Source organism: Dysgonomonas sp. ZJ279 (assembly GCF_011039205.1).
Lineage (GTDB): Bacteria > Bacteroidota > Bacteroidia > Bacteroidales > Dysgonomonadaceae > Dysgonomonas.
This window is the reverse complement of the sequence record NZ_JAAKEL010000001.1, coordinates 534,677-553,708: the sequence shown is the minus strand read 5'-3', so window position 1 is coordinate 553,708 and position 19,032 is coordinate 534,677. Positions and strand designations below refer to the sequence as shown.

18 protein-coding genes are annotated in these 19,032 nt (G+C 37.6%); 11 read left to right on the top strand and 7 right to left on the bottom strand.

Annotation, left to right across the window (positions count from 1 at the left end; translation table 11 throughout):
- Positions 1 to 198: 198 nt before the first annotated feature.
- The 4 genes from G7Y57_RS02495 to asnB form a co-directional block, all read right to left on the bottom strand.
- Complete coding sequence (locus tag G7Y57_RS02495; RefSeq protein WP_165020589.1) at positions 199 to 2,376, bottom strand: glutamine synthetase III; 2,178 nt, start codon at positions 2,374 to 2,376, stop codon at positions 199 to 201.
- Positions 2,377 to 2,407: 31 nt separating this feature from the next.
- Positions 2,408 to 3,640: an LL-diaminopimelate aminotransferase gene (locus G7Y57_RS02490; protein ID WP_165020588.1), complete on the bottom strand. Its 1,233-nt coding sequence runs from the start codon at positions 3,638 to 3,640 to the stop codon at positions 2,408 to 2,410.
- A gap of 51 nt (positions 3,641 to 3,691) precedes the next feature.
- Positions 3,692 to 4,531: a diaminopimelate epimerase gene (gene dapF / locus G7Y57_RS02485; RefSeq protein WP_165020587.1), complete on the bottom strand. Its 840-nt coding sequence runs from the start codon at positions 4,529 to 4,531 to the stop codon at positions 3,692 to 3,694.
- Between the two features lie 337 nt (positions 4,532 to 4,868).
- Positions 4,869 to 6,539 carry an asparagine synthase B gene (gene asnB / locus G7Y57_RS02480; protein WP_165020586.1) on the bottom strand — a complete coding sequence of 557 codons (1,671 nt, stop codon included), beginning with the start codon at positions 6,537 to 6,539 and terminating at the stop codon, positions 4,869 to 4,871.
- Positions 6,540 to 6,810: 271 nt separating this feature from the next.
- Between asnB and G7Y57_RS02475 the strand changes: the two genes are divergently transcribed.
- From G7Y57_RS02475 to pdxH, 6 genes are all read left to right on the top strand, one after another.
- On the top strand, positions 6,811 to 7,290 hold the full coding sequence (locus G7Y57_RS02475; protein WP_165020585.1) for a hypothetical protein: 480 nt from the start codon (positions 6,811 to 6,813) through the stop codon (positions 7,288 to 7,290).
- Positions 7,291 to 7,421: 131 nt separating this feature from the next.
- Positions 7,422 to 7,736: a 50S ribosomal protein L21 gene (rplU, locus tag G7Y57_RS02470; protein ID WP_165020584.1), complete on the top strand. Its 315-nt coding sequence runs from the start codon at positions 7,422 to 7,424 to the stop codon at positions 7,734 to 7,736.
- A gap of 20 nt (positions 7,737 to 7,756) precedes the next feature.
- Positions 7,757 to 8,023, top strand: a complete 267-nt coding sequence (rpmA, locus tag G7Y57_RS02465) for a 50S ribosomal protein L27 (protein ID WP_165020583.1) — start codon at positions 7,757 to 7,759, stop codon at positions 8,021 to 8,023.
- Positions 8,024 to 8,223: 200 nt separating this feature from the next.
- Complete coding sequence (locus G7Y57_RS02460) at positions 8,224 to 8,724, top strand: flavodoxin (protein ID WP_165020582.1); 501 nt, start codon at positions 8,224 to 8,226, stop codon at positions 8,722 to 8,724.
- Positions 8,725 to 8,745: 21 nt separating this feature from the next.
- A complete protein-coding gene (locus G7Y57_RS02455; RefSeq protein WP_165020581.1) occupies positions 8,746 to 9,099 on the top strand; it encodes a DUF2023 family protein in 354 nt (117 codons plus the stop codon).
- A gap of 134 nt (positions 9,100 to 9,233) precedes the next feature.
- Positions 9,234 to 9,872, top strand: coding sequence for a pyridoxamine 5'-phosphate oxidase (gene pdxH / locus G7Y57_RS02450; protein ID WP_165020580.1), 639 nt, complete (start codon positions 9,234 to 9,236; stop codon positions 9,870 to 9,872).
- A gap of 40 nt (positions 9,873 to 9,912) precedes the next feature.
- On the opposite strand, the gene G7Y57_RS02445 is transcribed toward pdxH, so the two are convergent.
- A complete protein-coding gene (locus tag G7Y57_RS02445; protein WP_165020579.1) occupies positions 9,913 to 10,905 on the bottom strand; it encodes a DUF4349 domain-containing protein in 993 nt (330 codons plus the stop codon).
- 112 nt (positions 10,906 to 11,017) lie between these two features.
- On the opposite strand from G7Y57_RS02445, the gene ybaK reads away from it, so the two are divergent.
- From ybaK to G7Y57_RS02420, 5 genes are all read left to right on the top strand, one after another.
- Entirely contained in the window at positions 11,018 to 11,491 is a 474-nt protein-coding gene (ybaK, locus tag G7Y57_RS02440; RefSeq protein ID WP_165020578.1) for a Cys-tRNA(Pro) deacylase, read from the top strand.
- A 207-nt stretch (positions 11,492 to 11,698) separates the two neighbouring features.
- Positions 11,699 to 11,935 (top strand): 4Fe-4S dicluster domain-containing protein, encoded by a 237-nt coding sequence (locus G7Y57_RS02435; protein ID WP_165020577.1) that lies wholly within the window; start codon positions 11,699 to 11,701, stop codon positions 11,933 to 11,935.
- 74 nt (positions 11,936 to 12,009) lie between these two features.
- Complete coding sequence (locus G7Y57_RS02430; RefSeq protein WP_165020576.1) at positions 12,010 to 13,092, top strand: 3-methyl-2-oxobutanoate dehydrogenase subunit VorB; 1,083 nt, start codon at positions 12,010 to 12,012, stop codon at positions 13,090 to 13,092.
- A gap of 42 nt (positions 13,093 to 13,134) precedes the next feature.
- Complete coding sequence (locus tag G7Y57_RS02425) at positions 13,135 to 13,893, top strand: thiamine pyrophosphate-dependent enzyme (protein WP_165020575.1); 759 nt, start codon at positions 13,135 to 13,137, stop codon at positions 13,891 to 13,893.
- A 16-nt stretch (positions 13,894 to 13,909) separates the two neighbouring features.
- Complete coding sequence (locus G7Y57_RS02420) at positions 13,910 to 14,464, top strand: 2-oxoacid:acceptor oxidoreductase family protein (protein ID WP_165020574.1); 555 nt, start codon at positions 13,910 to 13,912, stop codon at positions 14,462 to 14,464.
- 71 nt (positions 14,465 to 14,535) lie between these two features.
- On the opposite strand, the gene G7Y57_RS02415 is transcribed toward G7Y57_RS02420, so the two are convergent.
- A complete protein-coding gene (locus G7Y57_RS02415; protein WP_165020573.1) occupies positions 14,536 to 16,536 on the bottom strand; it encodes a glycoside hydrolase family 97 protein in 2,001 nt (666 codons plus the stop codon).
- Positions 16,537 to 16,672: 136 nt separating this feature from the next.
- A complete protein-coding gene (locus G7Y57_RS02410; protein ID WP_165020572.1) occupies positions 16,673 to 18,976 on the bottom strand; it encodes a GH92 family glycosyl hydrolase in 2,304 nt (767 codons plus the stop codon).
- Positions 18,977 to 19,032 lie beyond the last annotated feature (56 nt).

Below are 19,032 nucleotides of genomic sequence, written 5' to 3'. Positions count from 1 at the left end.
TTGAACATAAAAATATGACTTTTGCTTTAAAAAGTTTATTATTTTTACCAAAATACACTTTTAACCACATTTATATAACAAAAGAACAAACAACAATGTTGCAAAATAAATCATTATATGCCCAATATAAAACAAATACTCCCGACTTCTGTTTGAAACCGGGAGTATTTTATCTTATCATAAACTGATTATCGATCATTATCTGATAAACAGCAGTTCTCTGTATTTAGCCAAAGGCCACATTTCGTTATCTACAATTAATTCCAGTTTATCTACATGATAACGGATTTCATCTAAATAAGGAGCCACATTATCGTGGTATGCAATTGCTTTTTCACGTTCGCTCTCTATGTTGTTTGCAGCTTTACGGGCATCAACCATTTCATGAACCTTTGCATTGATAGAATTCACATGTGTAGAAATCTTTTCGATCAAACGCATTTGCTCTGCTCCCAATTGTTTGTAATCCAACGATACTTCTTTCAATTTAGCAACATTTGTCAACAATATCGATTGGTAGCTGATTGCAACCGGAATAATATGATTTAAAGCAAGATCACCTAGTACACGAGACTCTATCTGTATCTTTTTCACATAAGTTTCCCATTTCACCTCGTTACGAGCATGAAGTTCAACCTCTGAAAGGATACCGTGGAATGTCTTCACGCTTTGCTTAGATGTGTAGCTATCGTAAATAACAGGAACACTTGTTTCGCAATCAAGTTTACGTTTATTAGCTTCTGCTTTCCACTCATCGCTATATCCGTTACCATTAAAACGAATTGGACGAGACTCTTTAATATATTTCTTCAACACTTCATAAAGTGCTTCTTCTTTCGATTTTCCGCCTTTGATCAAAGCATCCACTTCTGATTTGAAAACAACTAATTGCTCTGCCACAGATGCATTAAGAGCAGTCATACCGGATGCACAGTTAGCCGATGATCCAACAGCACGGAACTCGAAACGATTTCCTGTAAATGCAAATGGAGATGTACGGTTACGGTCGGTATTATCCAGCAATATCTCAGGTATTTGCCCAACACCCAGACTGATTTGCTTTTTGTTATCTACAACAATCGCATCTTTTACCGAGCTTTTCTCAAATTTATCAAGAATATCACTCACTTGTGTACCTAAGAATACAGAAATAATAGCCGGAGGTGCTTCGTTAGCACCAAGGCGATGCGCATTCGTTGCCGAAGATATTGAAGCTTTCAACAAACCGTTATTTTTATGCACGGCTGCAAGTATGTTAACAACGAAAGTAATAAAGCGAAGATTTTCCACCTTATCTTTTCCCGGTGATAACAAATTGATACCGGTATCTGTACATATCGACCAGTTGTTATGTTTTCCCGAACCATTGATTCCTCTGAATGGTTTTTCGTGGAATAATACGCGGAACGAATGTTTACGCGCTACCTGATCCATAATAGACATCAGTAATAAGTTGTGATCTACAGCCAGATTACATTCTTCGTAAATAGGAGCTAATTCGAACTGGTTAGGAGCAACCTCGTTGTGACGGGTTTTCACAGGGATACCCAATGCATACGATTCATACTCCAGTTCTTCCATAAATTTAAGAACGCGCAATGGAATAGATCCGAAATAATGATCTTCCAATTGTTGATTTTTCGCACTTTCGTGACTCATCAATGTTCTGCCTGTCAAAGCTAAATCGGGACGAGCCGAATAAAGATCTTGGTCTACCAAGAAATATTCTTGTTCCCAACCTAAATTAATAATCGCAGATTTAACATCTTTATTAAAGTAATGACACACATCGGCAGTTGCCTTACCTATTGCAGCCAAAGATTTCAATAATGGTGTCTTATAGTCGAGTGCCTCACCCATATAAGATATAAAGATGGTAGGAATACAAAGTGTATCACCCATAATAAACGCAGGAGACGATGGATCCCATGCCGAATATCCACGTGCTTCGAATGTATTACGAAGCCCTCCCGATGGGAAACTCGATGCATCGGGCTCTTGTTGAGCCAATAATTTCCCACTAAATTCTTCGATCATACCACCTTGCCCATCGTGCTCAACGAAAGCATCATGCTTTTCAGCTGTACCGTCGGTTAAGGGATGAAACCAGTGTGTATAATGCGTTACTCCGTTTTCTAAAGCCCACATGCGCATACCTGCTGCCACGTGCTCAGCAAGACCACGATCTACTGTCGATCCTTTATCAATAGCATCAAAAAGAGCTTTGAATGTTGCTTTGGACAGATATTTAGCCATCGCATTACGATTAAATACCTTTTCTCCGTAATACTCCGATGTTTTACGAGTAGGAGCAACCACGTCGAGTGGTTTCCTATTTGAGGCTGCCGCTACTGCTTTGAAACGTAACTTTGACATAAAATTTATTATTTATTGGGTTATATATTTTTTAGATAGAAATATTTTTTAGTCTACTCACGGCTTCTTTTGTATTTTCTAATGAGCCGAAAGCTGTCAATCGCAAGTACCCTTCGCCACTAGGGCCAAAACCGACACCGGGAGTACCGACCACATTCAAATCGTGCAGCAGATAATCGAAGAATTGCCATGAAGTCATATCATTCGGTGTTTTCACCCAAATATACGGAGAATTTATACCACCGTAAACTTTTAAGCCCTGAGCAGAAAGACCTTCTCTTATAATTTTCGCATTATTCAGATAATAATCGATAGTCGCCTTAACTTCCTTCTTACCTTCTAATGAATAACAAGCTTCTGCCGCGCGCTGTATAATATAAGGTACGCCATTGAACTTGGTAGTATGGCGTCTGTTCCATAATTTGTTGAACGAAACCTTTTCGCCCGATTGCGTATATCCCATTACAGTTTTAGGAATCACAGTATAGGCACAACGTGTACCTGTAAATCCTGCCGTTTTAGAGAAACTACGAAATTCAATAGCAACTTCTTTGGCTCCTTCTATTTCGTATATACTATGTGGAACATCACTTTCTGTAATATATGCTTCATAAGCACTATCGAAAAGGATAAGCACTTTATTTTGAATTGCGTAATCGACCCAAACTTTCAACTGATCTCTGGTAAGAGTAGTTCCCGTCGGATTATTAGGATAGCATAGATATACAATATCAACTTTTTCGGTTGGTAATGATGGCACAAAATCATTTTCGGCTGTACATGGTAAATAAACAATCTTACTCCACTTACCATTAGCCTGCAAATCGCCTGCTCTACCAGCCATAACGTTTGTATCAACATACACCGGATAAACAGGATCAGTTATAGCTACGATATTATCCAATCCTAATATATCACCTATATTGCCGGTATCGCTTTTAGAACCATCGCTTACAAATATCTCATCTGTAGCAATATCTAATCCGTAAGCTTTATAATCGTTTTGGAGAATAGTGTTAACCAAAAAATCATATCCTTGCTCCGGACCATATCCTCTGAATGTCGAAGCATCAGCCATTTCGTCAACTGCCTTATGCATTGCTTGTATAACAGATGGGGGAAGAGGCTTAGTTACGTCACCGATGCCCAAACGAATAATATTTGCTTGTGGATTTGCTGTTTTAAATTCATTTACCTTACGAGCTATATCCGAAAAAAGATAGCTTCCGGGTAGTTTGGTGAAATTATCGTTTATTAATGCCATAAATTTATTATAAATACTTTTTTCCTTCTATCGTTTTAGTCTCCTATTCACTTATAGTATTACACCCTCGAATACAGTGACAGCCTCACCGGTCATATAAACATGGTTATTTACCACATCCCATTCTATTTGAAGATCTCCACCTATTAAATGAATCGTAATGTTACGATCGCATAGACCATTAAGAACTGCGGCAACTCCTGCGGCACACGCACCTGTTCCACAAGCCAATGTTTCGCCTGCACCACGTTCCCATACACGCATATTCAGTGTATTTCGATCTACAACTTCTATAAATTCTGTATTTGTTTTTCGTGGGAAGACAGGATGTTTTTCAAACTTGGGTCCGATAAGAGGCAAATCTAGCTTATCGATTCCTGTTGTAAAAACTGCTGCATGGGGATTACCCATCGACACACATGTTATTTTCCAAGTTTTGCCATCTATATTTAACGGATAGCTAATTACAGGTTCTTCTGCAATGCTTACGGGGATCAATGTAGGTTCGAGAATTGGTTCGCCCATATCAACTCTCACCTTACGTGTTTTCTCGTCACCTTCGAGGAGGGACAGATACTTTACACCTGCCTTGGTTTCGAGAGTTATCTCTGTTTTAGTAGTAAGACCATTATCGAATACATATTTACCAACACATCGGGATGCATTTCCGCACATTTCCGCTTCTGAGCCGTCAGAGTTGAACATTTGCATTCTGAAATCGCAAGTTTCGGAAGGAAGTATAAAGACCAGACCGTCCGATCCTATTCCAAAATTACGATTACTTAATTTGATTGCCGCTTCAGATGGATTTTCTATGGATTGAGTAAAGCCATTAATATATATGTAATCGTTACCCGCACCCTGCATTTTGGTAAATTTCAATCCTTTCATCTTACTCTTTTCTTTATTTCTTTTAAAGCTGACACAAATTTCATACAAATTATTCTATTTCACAAGAAAAAACTATACATTTTTTCTATATTAACAAATTAAATATACTTTTTGTTTTTAGTTCAAAGAAAAACATATCATAAAGTCAAAGCAACAAACAATTTAAATATCTAAAAGAAAGCATTATCAATCATATGCTATCCCTTTAATTAGTTTAAGGTTTTTTTGACAGCAATATATCTCTTACACCCTTTCTGTTATTTCAATTTTCTAAAAACACATTACATCTGATAACAGACAAAAAAATAAGGAAGCCTGGGCTTCCTTATTTTTCTATTTATTTTTCATACGCTTCCGTATGCACCGACTTAACGGCTCGACCGGATGGGTCTATTCTGTTTTTGAATGAGGCATCCCACTCCAATGCTACAGCTGTACTACAAGCTACCGACGGTACCGATGGCACACATTGGGCTGCAGAAGCTGAAGGAAAATGCTCTTCAAACATGGTACGATACCAATATTCTTCTTTCGACATAGGCGGATTGATAGGAAAACGCTCTGATGCATGTTCCATTTGCCTGTCGGTAATTTTCTTTTCAGCAACTTCACGAAGTGTATCGATCCAATTGTAACCAACACCATCAGAGAATTGCTCTTTCTGACGCCACACTACGCTTTCAGGTAGATAACTCTCGAATGCTTTACGAAGAATATGTTTCTCCATTTTACCGTTTCCACACATTTTATCTTGTGGATTAAGACGCATTGCAACGTCCATAAATTCTTTATCCAAGAATGGAACACGGCCTTCAACACCCCATGCTGCCAACGATTTATTAGCACGCAAGCAGTCATATAGATGAAGATTATCTAATTTACGAACATTCTCTTCGTGAAAAGCTTTCGCATTTGGCGCTTTGTGGAAATAAAGATAACCACCGAACAATTCGTCAGCACCTTCGCCCGAAAGCACCATCTTCACACCCATAGACTTAATAAAACGAGCCAAAAGATACATAGGTGTAGAAGCACGAACTGTAGTTACATCGTAAGTTTCGATATGATAAATCACATCACTCAACGCATCCAAAGCCTCCTCGACTGTGAAATGAATTTCATGATGAACTGTTCCAATATATTCTGCTACCTTTTTGGCAGCCTCTAAATCCGGCGCACCTTTCAGTCCCACTGCAAACGAGTGAAGCTGTGGCCACCAAGCCTCTGTTTCATTATTGTCTTCCACTCGGCGAGCAGCATATCGCTTTGCAACCGCAGAAATAATAGAAGAATCTAATCCGCCTGACAATAATACGCCATAAGGCACATCAGACATCAATTGACGATGCACTGAGTTCTCAAGAGCCTCGCGAAGTTCATCTATATCCGATTTATTATCTTTTACGCCATCATACTCCATCCACTCACGTTTATACCATTGCTTCGGATTATTCCCATCCTTACTGTATAAACTATGACCCGGCAAGAACTCCTTAATATTAGGACACACACCTTCTAGCGCTTTCAACTCGCTAGCTACATAGAACTGACCGAAATCGTCATATCCCATATATAATGGTATGATCCCCATATGATCGCGACCTATCAGATAAACATCTTTTTCGCTATCATACAAAGCAAATGCATAGATACCATTCAAGTCTTCAAACAGGTCTGCACCTTTATCTTCATATAAAGCTAAGATTACTTCACAATCCGAATGTGTTTGAAAATCATATTCAGGGTACCTGCTTCGAATTTCTTTATGATTATATATTTCGCCATTAACGGCCAATACAAGTTTTTTATCTTTACTATACAACGGTTGATTTCCCGAATCGATACCTACAATAGACAGGCGTTCGTGGGCAAGAATAGTCTTATCACCACAGTATATACCCGACCAATCGGGACCACGGTGACGAACTTTCTTCGCCATTCTCAAGACTTGAGAACGTAATGTATCAATATCTTGTGTTAATTCAAATGCACCAACAAATCCACACATATTCTAATTTTATTTCGTTATATTTTCTATGTCAATTTTTATGCTAAAGTCTGGCAAATGTATATCATTTTATCTTTGAAACAAAACTAAAATAGAAAATAAACACAGTATTAACAGATATAACTTCAAATAGACAAAATAAAACCAATTAATCATAAAATTTGTTTCAATATTTACAATATATTTACGTTATGTGTTATATTTATATTGAGTTATACTTATTAATTTATAATTATCTTTGCAAAACAAATTAATTGAATACGACAGCCTTATGAAAAAGAATATATTATCATTTGCAATACTTGCAGTAATTTGCATTGTCGCCTCATCATGCAGTAGCGATAATAGTGAACCTATATCCATAGAAGGTACATGGTCTACTTTAGAGAGAACATTAGATACAAACTATCCCGAACTAGACAAAGAAATAAATCGAGATTTCAAAGAAGATAGTAAAATATACAATATAGAAAGAACCTTCAAAGATGGTAAAGCAACTACTATAGCCAAAAGAATAGAAGATGGATATGAAGTAAGAAGGAAAACGGAATCTTTCACCATAGCCGGCGACACATTAATCATCGACTTAACAACAAAAGCCGCATTCATGTTGAGCAGAACAAGACTTACAACAACCCGTAAGATTACAAGAGCAGACCTAATCCCCATATTATCTGAGATTGGAATATACGACCCCAATCTTCTACCAAGTGATATAGAAGGTGAATTGAGAATGATGGAAGTCCGATGATTTTTTGAAGAAAAAGCTTTCAAAAAATCAAACTATTTTATTATCTTTGCAACCCGATTGTCAATAGGCCAATAAGAAACAACTATAAAAAGTGTTCGCCTCAGACATATAACCTGTAAAATTAAAAGCAGATGTACGTAATCGTAGACATTCAAGGACAACAAATGAAGGTTGAAAAAGACCAAAAGATTTTTGTTCACAAAATTAATGCAGACCAAGGTTCTCAAGTTGAGTTCGAAAAGGTTTTATTAGTAGACAAAGATGGAACTGTAACAGTTGGTGCCCCTACAGTAGAAGGCGCTAAAGTTGTAGTAGAAATCGTTTCTGAATTAGTAAAAGGAGACAAAGTTCTTATTTTCCACAAGAAAAGAAGAAAAGGTCACCGTAAATTGAACGGTCACCGTCAACAATTTTCAGAAGTTATAGTTAAAGATATTATTGCTTAATCAATTAAAGACAGAAGAAAATGGCACATAAGAAAGGTGTAGGTAGTTCGAAAAACGGCCGTGAATCGGAAAGTAAACGATTAGGCGTTAAAAAATTTGGTGGAGAGATTGTTAAAGCAGGAAATATTATAGTTCGTCAAAGAGGAACAACTCATCATCCGGGCGAAAATGTAGGTATCGGTAAAGATCATACATTATTTGCATTGACTGATGGTGTAGTAGCATTTCGCAGAAAAAGAAATGACAGATCATTCGTTTCTGTACTTCCTGTAACGGAAGAGGCTTAAGTAAACAATTTACAAATAGCATAGAGGAGCAGCTTGAATTATCAAGTTGCTCTTTTTTTGTGTATAACCTGATCGTAATACTTAGATATAAGTAGAAAACATCGAATATTTCATTATATCTGGGTATTGCACTACCGTTGGCTATCCATTTACTTTGTATCCGTAATAATTAATTTATTAATCTATCTAAAATCACAAAAATGGCCAACATAGGAATATTTTACGGTTCAAGCACAGGGAATACACAAGAAGTTGCAGAAGACATTGCAAAAAAGCTAGGTGTAGACAAAGGAAACCAACACGATGTATCAAAAGCTAAAGCTGATTTTTCGGCTTACGATGTTGTTCTATTCGGATCATCGACTCTAGGAATGGGCGATCTGCAAGACGATTGGGAAGATTACATCGACAAATTAAAAGATGCTGATCTGGCGGGTAAGAAAGTAGCTTTATTTGGTTGCGGCGATTCATCGTCATACAGTGATACATTTTGTGATGCGCTGGGAACAATATACAATGCAATAAAAAACAAAGGTTGTGAGATCATCGGAAGAGTTAGTCCCGAAGGATATACATACGATAGCTCTGAAGCCATAATAGACGGACAATTTATCGGACTTCCTATCGACAATGATAACGAATCTGATCAGACCGACCAACGTATTGCTTGCTGGGTAGAAGATCTAAAAAAAGCGATCTAACTTCTATAACACACTATAATTATGAGGCTTTTCGATCACCTTATTTATGAATTCAGAAAAGGAGTAAGAGATATGGTTCTTTTCACTTTTAAGAAACAGGAAGAAGAGTCTATCAAATCCAGGTTAGAAAGAAATGGTATTAGTTACATAATACAACCATTAAATAATGGAAATGTAAACATATTCTTCGGTAAAGAAGAATGTATGGTGGTAGTTGATAAGATATGTAAAAACAAGCCATTGAACCGACTCACCCCCGAAGAAGATTTTATTTTAGGTATATTATTAGGTTATAGCATCAAAGAGCAATGCAACAGATATTGCAAAAAGCATGAAAATGCAGCAACAAAGAATGTTGCACTTTGTCTAGCATAACTTTTCTATTGATAGTTTTTTTAGTTGATCTTGAATCCTCGTAGACGTGATGTCTATGAGGATTTATTTTTCAGATAAACAGATTCTTCTAAAAATCGATTTCGTATATTTGAGTCTTCTAAAAACATTATTATATGACAAATCTATTTAATATACGTAGAGATTTTACGCTCAAAACCCTTGATGAGTCGGAAGCTCTTCCCAACCCTATTGATATGTTCAAACTCTGGTTCGACGAAGCAATAAAGTCGGAGGTATTAGAGCCCAATGCGATGAATCTGGCAACGGCTACAATTGATGGTAAACCATCGTCCCGTATCGTTTTGCTAAAGCAAATAAAACCCGAAGGTTTTGTATTTTTCACTAACTACGACAGTAAAAAAGCAGACCAGATAGCTGCAAACAAATATTGCGCTTTAAACTTCGCTTGGCACGAACTCGAAAGACAAGTGCGGATAGAAGGGACAGTCGAAAAAATATCAGACGAAGAATCTGACTCATATTTTGAGGTACGCCCCGAGAAAAGCAAACTGGGGGCTTGGGCATCGCCACAAAGCCAAGTAATTCCAAACAGACAATATCTGGAAAAACTAAATGCAGATTTCGAACTTAGATTTACAGGCAAAACAATAACCCGCCCTCCCAATTGGGGCGGATATATCGTCAAGCCTTATCTGATCGAATTTTGGCAAGGGCGCAAGAGCAGACTTCACGACAGATTGCAATACAGGCTATTAAACAATGAATGGAAGATAGAGCGATTAGCCCCTTAAAATCTTCCATCCAAATATCTATATCCATAATAACAACAGATTACTTTCTGTTTTTCATCCAGTATCTTAAGTAGAGAAGTGCAACAACGTTAATTGATAACACAAAAATATATGGCCACAAACTGATTAAAACAAGCATCAATTCACTAAGGATAATCCACCCGTTATTCAAAGCATCTAAAAATTTTAGACCAAAACCAGGTTCGTATTCTTTTGCTTCAACATCAGACAAAACCATTTCACTATATTCCGTTTGATCTTGATATAATATAATGCTGATTGTACTATAAGCCATTTGATCTGTCAGCCTAAAACTAGATAATTTTGCATCATCAGCTTGTGTAAGTAGATTGTCCATTCTGTCTTCTGCCTCTACAAGATCGTCCAGTTTACTCACTTTATTCGTAATAGCATTCGACAAACGCTTTTGCATTACTTTCTTACGCTCTTGCTCGAGACGATCGGACATCAAGTCGAATGTTACGTCACGAGTTTCTACTATCCTATAATCAATAGCAACTGCTAAAGGAGCAATCTCACTCAAAACTCTGCCTAGTTGATCGTAAGGTACACGCAATTCCATATCTGCAACTAAATTATTATAATATGTAACTCGCGATGAATCTTTAGATACCTTCACCATAGAAGCATGCAATTGTTCGTTATTTATTGCTGATTTTACAATAAATCCTTTGTTATTTAAAACAGCATCTTCTATTTTATAGGTTGCATGAGGAACCTGCTTAACCTTAAATTTCAAACGAGCAGTCCGTATCAATTTATGCACTCCATCATCATTTTTTGTATTCGCTGCTGAAGTTGCTATAAAATTAGCCGTGCCAGCTTCAAGCGGAGCATATTGTTCTGCAACTGGTGCTGCTTGAGTATTTCTTGATTCCTCTGGCGGCATTTGCATATCCATGACAGTAAAAGAATATGAATCAGACACGGACTCATTCTTGGCATTATTACCACAAGCTACTAAGACTCCAAGTCCCAATAGTACAATTACAGTTTTAATAGTGTTTTTCATAATTTCTATTATTAATTTTGCACTTTAGTTAATAGAGGGAGGTTAATCCATAATTCCATAAACTTCTTCGATGAATGTTTGTTTTATTTAAAGGCAGGAGAATAAAGAGAAAATGAAAATAGAAAAAACCAATGCCGTCAGATTACTCGATAAGGAAAAGGTCAAATACGAACTCATACCCTACGAAGTAGATGAATCTGATCTTAGTGCTATACATGTAGCCGAACAATTAGGCGAAGATGTAAATCAGGTATTTAAAACACTTGTACTGAAAGGAGATAAAACAGGATATTTTGTTTGCATTATTCCCGGAGCTGAAGAACTAAATCTAAAAGCTGCAGCTAAGATTTCGGGGAATAAAAATTGCGAAATGATCCCGACGAAAGACTTGTTAGGGATCACCGGATATATCAGAGGTGCGTGCTCACCTATCGGTATGAAAAAGCTGTTTCCAACCTATATAGATAAATCATGTAAAAAGTTTAGCCTCATATACATAAGTGCGGGAAGAAGAGGTCTGCAAATACAGATAAATCCAGACGATTTAGTTAAAACAATTGGCATAAATATAGAAGATTTAATATAACACAAGGTTGTCGAGTCAACCATCTGAATCTCAATCTATCAGATTATTAATGCTTTAGAAAACAGTGAGTAAGTATATTTGTTTTTTTAACAACTTTCTATCAAAAAAAGTGGAGTATAAAAATAATAACCAATAACTTTGTACATAGTTCAACACTAAAATGCTCTTTACTTAGAGAATAACTATTAATAAAAAAGTACAGATATAATGGCCAAAATAATAGGAACTGTGGTTGTCAATACCGAACGTTGCAAGGGATGCGACCTATGTGTTGTTTCTTGCCCCTGCGATGTATTGGAATTACAACCTAGAGATGTAAACACCAAAGGCTACCATTACGTATATATGAAGAATCCGGATGCTTGTATCGGATGCGCCAATTGTGGATACGTATGCCCGGACGGATGTCTCACTATTTACAAGAAAAAAATCGATACAAAATAACGAATTACAGGAATTGTCGAAAAGTTTACAATATAGATTCCCGCAATTCGTTTTTTAATTTTAAAAAGAAGATCATGTCTGAAGAAATATTTTTAATGAAAGGTAACGAAGCTATCGCCCATGCTGCTATCAGATACGGGACAGATGGCTATTTCGGCTACCCGATAACCCCACAATCGGAAATACTGGAAACTCTGATGGATGAAGCACCTTGGGAAACAACCGGAATGGTAGTTCTTCAAGCCGAAAGCGAAACATCATCGATCAATATGGTATATGGTGGTGCTGCCTGTGGAAAAGCAGTATTCACTTCTTCATCGAGTACAGGTATCAGCCTCATGATGGAAGGATTTTCATTTTTAGCAGGCGGAGAGTTACCTTGCTTACTAATCAATGTAATGCGTGGCGGTCCGGGTCTAGGAACTATTCAGCCATCGCAATCCGACTATTTCCAAGCAGTAAAAGGTGGAGGACATGGCGATTATAAATTAATAACCTTGGCTCCTGCAACAGTACAGGAAATGGCTGACTTCGTGGCGCTGGGTTTCGATTTGGCTTTCAAATACAATACTCCGGCAATGATACTTGCAGATGGAGCAATCGGGCAAATGATGGAAAAAGTGAAACTACCACCATTCAAAGCACGAAGAACTGAAGCAGAAATCCGTGAGCAATGCCCATGGGCAACACTCGGTAAACCAGCTGACAGAAAACCGAACGTTATTACAACTCTGGAATTGGATGCTCATAAGATGGAAGTTCACAATCTTAAATTGCAGGCCAAATACAAGAAGATAGAGAAAGAGCTTAACATGCATCAGGAAATAAATTGCGAAGATGCAGATTATATACTTGTAGCATTTGGCACAGCAGCCCGTATTTGTCAAAAGGCCATGGAACTAGCCCGTGCCGAAGGTATAAAGGTCGGACTTATACGCCCGATCACGCTTTGGCCTTATCCATCGAAAGCAATAGATAAATATGCATCACAAATAAAAGGTATTCTAACCGTAGAAATGAATGCCGGACAAATGATAGAGGATGTACGCCTGGCTGTAAATGGAAAAGTGAAAGTAGAACACTATGGCCGTATGGGAGGTATTGTACCGACACCAAATGAGGTGTTAGATGCTTTAAAGAATAAGTTCGATTGCTAAAGACAGTCGGCTAACTATTTTACAATTAAAGTTACAAAGATTATGAGTATAAATATAATAGACCCAGCAAACTTAGTTTATGCGAAGCCTGAACTGATGAACGATGCCGACATGCATTATTGTCCAGGTTGTTCCCACGGCGTTGTACATAAACTGATTGCCGAAGTTATAGACGAACTGAATATTAGGGAAATAACAATAGGCATTGCTCCTGTGGGCTGTGCCGTGTTTGCATATAACTATCTTGATATAGACTGGCAGGAGGCCGCTCATGGACGGGCACCTGCACTGGCAACTGCTGCAAAACGCTTGAATCCGAGCAAAATGGTATTCACTTATCAGGGCGATGGCGATTTAGCTGCTATTGGCACAGCCGAAACAATCCATGCAGCCAACAGAGGTGAAAATATTGCAATTATTTTCATCAACAATGGTATCTATGGTATGACAGGTGGTCAAATGGCTCCAACGACACTGCCTCAGATGAAAACATCGACTAGTCCTAATGGCCGTGACACATACGAAACAGGATATCCTTTAAAGATTCTTGATCTTTTAGCTCAACTTCAAGGTGTATGTCTGGCAACCCGACAAAGTGTGCATACAGCAGCCTCTGTAAAGAAAGCTAAGCGCATGATTAAGCTCGCTTTTGAGAACTCGATGGCTAACAAAGGAACATCTATAGTTGAAATCGTTTCGACTTGTAGCGCAGGCTGGAAAATGACTCCTGCCGGAGCTAACGACTGGATGGTAGAAAATATGTTCCCTGCATATCCACTTGGTGATATAAAGAATATCTAAAATCAAATAACGAAGAATGACACAAGAAATTATTATAGCAGGTTTTGGAGGACAAGGTGTTTTATCGATGGGTAAAATACTTGCTTACTCCGGTTTGATGGAAGACAAAGAAGTATCATGGTTCCCGTCTTACGGACCTGAGCAACGCGGAGGAACTGCGAATGTAACAGTTATACTGAGCGACCAACCAATAAGCTCACCTATTATAAATGAATTTGATATAGCCATTATATTGAATCAACCATCTATGGGTAAATTCGAACCGACTGTAAAGCCGGGAGGAATTCTGATTTACGACCCTAATGGCGTGCAACATCCGCCAACAAGAACAGATATTTTTATTTACAAGATAGCTGCATTGGATACAGCAACTATGATGCAAAACTCGAAAGCGTTCAACATGATCGTTCTTGGTGGATTATTAAAAATTTGTCCGATGGTCGATCTTACACATGTTATGCTCGGGTTAAAAAAATCATTGCCCGAACGTCATCACAAATTGCTTCCGATGAATGAGCAAGCCATCCAAAAAGGAATGGAGATAATAGAAGAAGTACAAAGACCTGCTTAAATAGCAATTATCATAAAAATAAAAAATCCGAAAGTCAGCCTTTCGGATTTTTTATTTTTAGATCTATATGATCAGTTTGCTTTATAAATTCGCATTACATAGCCTCCGGCAGGAGCCATTGCGATCTTCAATTTCTTATTAGCAGGAACATCTATTATTTCCTTGACATAATCACGAGCTGCACGATCGGCATTAATTCCGTCACGGAATACTTCTGCTTTAAAGACTCCGTCACCTAAAAACGATAAATCAATATCTAAATCGCGAGCATTCCAATCTGTCATTGAACCCACATACCAATCGTTGCCTTTTTTACGCGCTATGGTAACGTATTTCGCTATTTCGCCATTTATAGACACTGTTGCATCCCATACAGTAGGAACAGTAGCTATAAAGCGCGTACATTCGTCTTCCTGCATATAATTGGATGGACTGTCGCATAACATATTTAATGGTGATTCGAAAATAATATATTCTGCTAACTGACGACAACGTGTTCCCTGACTCATCCCTTCATTATTAACGGCACGATAATTCGATTTTGTAGCATTGCGCATAGCACCTTGTGTATAATCCATAGGACCTGCCAATTGTCGGATAAATGGAATAGTAACGTCGTACGTAACCTGATCTACATTCAGATTACCTTTCATATTCTCCAAACCATAAACACCTTCGAAGTTTATTACATTCGGATAAGTCCGTTGCAATCCGGTAGGTTTATAAGTTCCATGAAAATCCATCAAGAGCTTATACTTCATTCCCATCTGAGCCGCCCGGTGATGGAAGTCTACCATCTGCTGATCATCCCGATCCATAAAGTCTACCTTAAAGCCTTTAATACCCATCTCTGAGTAATGCTTACACACATTCTCCATATCCCGATTGAAGGCATAGTAACCTGCCCAAAGAATAAGACCTACATTCTTACTTTTTGCATAGTCAGCCAGGCCTTTCAGATCAATTTCGGGAATAACCTGTAATAAATCGGCTTGCAAGTTCACTGCCCAACCTTCGTCAAGGATCACATATTCGATACCATATTTTGAAGCGAAATCTATATAATATTTATAGGTTTCATTATTTATCCCCGCACGAAAATCGACGCCATATAAATTCCAGTCATTCCACCAGTCCCATGCAACCTTACCGGGTTTTATCCACGAATAGTCGGTAAATTGAGCTGGGGTAGCCAATTTATACACCATATCATTATCAGCTAATTCCTTATCATTTTCTGACACAACGATTATACGCCATGGAAAATTTGTCGCACCACTGCATTTTGCAATATAAGGTTCACGGGTTTCGACCAATTCTTGCAATTGGTTATGTCCTCCTTGTTTTACATCTTTAGGATATGTAGCAAATACACCTGTCAGCACATTAGAACCATTGGCATTATAAAGATACATTCCCGGATAATCGAGCAGATCAGACTCGGCAAGGCAAACTTTCTTTCCATTTACTCCCTCCACAACTAAAGGTGAAAAAGCCAGACGCTTGTTATTCCATTCAGATAATGGGATATAAGCATACGGATTTTCAAACGAATTAAAGAACTGCTCTTCAATGCTATTTCGGGCATGTTTTACATAGGGGATATATGCTTTCTGATTATTAGCCGGAAAATTAAATGTAGCCTGTTCATTTTCTACAATCAATGGCTTCTTTGATGTTGAAACAAAGCGGTAAGCTATACCTTCATTATATGCCCTGAAAATAACATTATAGTCTTTAAACCTTAATGTAAGTTCATTGCAATTATCTGTAATTTTTGACTTTTTATAAATCGGAGCATCAATCACTTCATTAATGATTCTCGTTGACGACCCAATCAGTTTAGAATTAACACCAAACGATTGTCCATTTGTAAGTGTCATCGAGATAGGCGATTTATCCAACATTATATCTCCATCATGAGCAACTGAATATTCTAGGGTTTTACCAATAATAATATTTACTTGCAGCTTTCCATAAGGTGCTTTCAGAACAAATTGTTTTTGCGCTGAAACAAATGTGGATAATAAAGAGAATAATAAAAAAGAGAGTAGTGGCAATTTTTTTTTCATTGTATTTTTAGATCAATTAGAGTTTAAGTGAGATTAAAGATAAGAAATGTTTCTTTTACAGACGATTCCTGTACACAAAAAAGGGGAATAACTAATAAGTTATTCCCCTTTTGAATTAAGAAACAAAAGTTTCCTATTATTGAATAGTTTTAGGTCTATCTTCCGGATTTACACCAAATGTTTTAGATGGCGTGTTACCCATTTCGAATACAAGGTCTCCACCAGACACGATATCTTTAAATTCGATATATGATTTGGTATAATCTTTTCCATTAAGCGTAATGCGTTGGATGTAAATATTATCCTTGCTGTTGTTATTTGCTTTTATATTGAATGTCTTACCACTTCCAACATTGATAATAGCATCATTCACAATAGGACTACCAAATACAAATACACCACCAGCCGGAGCTACCTGATAGAAGCCTAGAGCTGACAATACATACCATGCAGACATCTGGCCAACATCTTCGTTTCCACAAAGTCCAGCAGGAGCGTCATGATAAAGAGTAGTCAATACTTCTCTTACCTTTTCGGCAGTTTTCCAAGGCTGTCCAACATACGGATACATATACAATACCTGATGGCTTGGCTCGTTACCATGCGCATATTGACCGATAAGACCACTAATATCAGGAGATGCATCAGCACCTAGATCACCTTGAACAATAAATAAAGAGTCTAGTTTTTGCGTAAATTTATCTTCGCTACCGAATAGGTCAACCAATCCTTGTACATTTTGAGGTACTAACCAAGTATATTGCCATGCATTACCTTCTGTATAATCATTTTCACGATGTACAGACTTGAAAGGATCTAAAGCTCCCGGTCTGAATTTACCATTAGAATCTATTCCTCTCATGAAATTGATATTCTTATCGAAGTAATGAGTAAATGAATTACTTCTTTTCAAGAAATATTCATAGTCGGCGGTTTCGCCTCTTTGTTTTGCCACTTGTGCCACAGCCCAGTCTGCAATAGCATATTCCATACCTTTTGCTACTGACTCGTTTACTTTGTCATAAGGCACATACCCTAGTTCTTTATATTCTTTCAAACCTCTTTCATCAAGCATTGCTGATGTTTTCATTGCTTCATACGCAAGGTCTTTATCAAAGCCTTCATATCCTTTCAAATATGCGTCTGCAACAACAATTATGCCCGGATTACCAACCATACAGTCAGTTTCGTTAGCCATAAGATGCCATACAGGAAGTTTACCTTGTTGTTTGTAGATATGTAACATTGTATTCACCATATCCGACATTTTTTCAGGATGGATAAGGGTCATCAATGGATGAGCCGCACGATATGTATCCCAAAGAGAGAATGTAGTATAGTTTACAAAACCTTCGTTTTTATGAATAGCAAGATCCGATCCAAGATAATCACCATTAACATCGTTAAGTAACGACGGTGCGATCATTGTGTGATAAAGGGCAGTATAAAAATTGCGCATTACCGATGGCTCGTTAGATGTCACTTTTATTTTGTTCAGTTCTTGATTCCAAGCCAAGTCTGCATCTGCAATAGTTTTTTCAAAATCCCAGCCTGCAAGTTCTGCAACCATATTTGCTTTTGCTCCTTCGATACTAACCGGAGAGATCGCAACTTTCACATATACATCTTTTTTGCCTTCAGCAGGTGCAAAATATGCTTGTCCGAATGTTCTGCGAGATTTCAGAGTAGTACCTTCTTGCACAGCTGTTGAATCAGATACGGCGAATTTTTTAATCGGCTCAGAGAAGATTGCTGTAAAATAAATACGTTGATCTTTTGCCCATCCTTTAGAATAGCGGTATCCGGAAATTACAGAGTCGTTCTCTTGTGTAATATAACCTTCTACCGGAGTATCCCATCCAATACCAGCTTCGAGATTGATAACGATTCTAGGATCTGATACAGATTTATTTTGGAATGTATATTTATGAAAACCAACTCTTTTTGTTGCTGTCAATTCAACATCTACATCGTAACGATCTAAATGAACAGCATAATAGCCAGGTTTCACTTTTTCAGTATCTCTATTGAACAAAGAGTACATACCTGAAGCTTGATCTCCATGTACACCTCTTCTTAATGGCACATCACCTGTAAGAGGCATAAGAGAAATATCACCTAAATCACCGATTCCGGTTCCACTTAGATGAGTCATTGCAAACCCTAGTATAGTAGAATCTGTGATATGATATCCAGAGCACCAGTCCCAACCTTGTGTAATATTAGATGGTCCTAATTGAACAGCACCGAAAGGAACATTTGCCCCTACAAATACGTGTCCATGATCACCTGTACCAATATAAGGATCTACATATTGGGTTAGGTTCGCTAGATCATTCTGCGGTTTTTTATCTTCACATGAAGATAATACTCCTAAAGTAAGACCCAAACACAAACCTGTGCCAACGAGCTTACCCAGAAGATTTTTTTTTGATTTCATAAATTGCTGTTTTTAAAATTAATTTGGTATTATTTTATAGGTTCAGTCAATTTTCA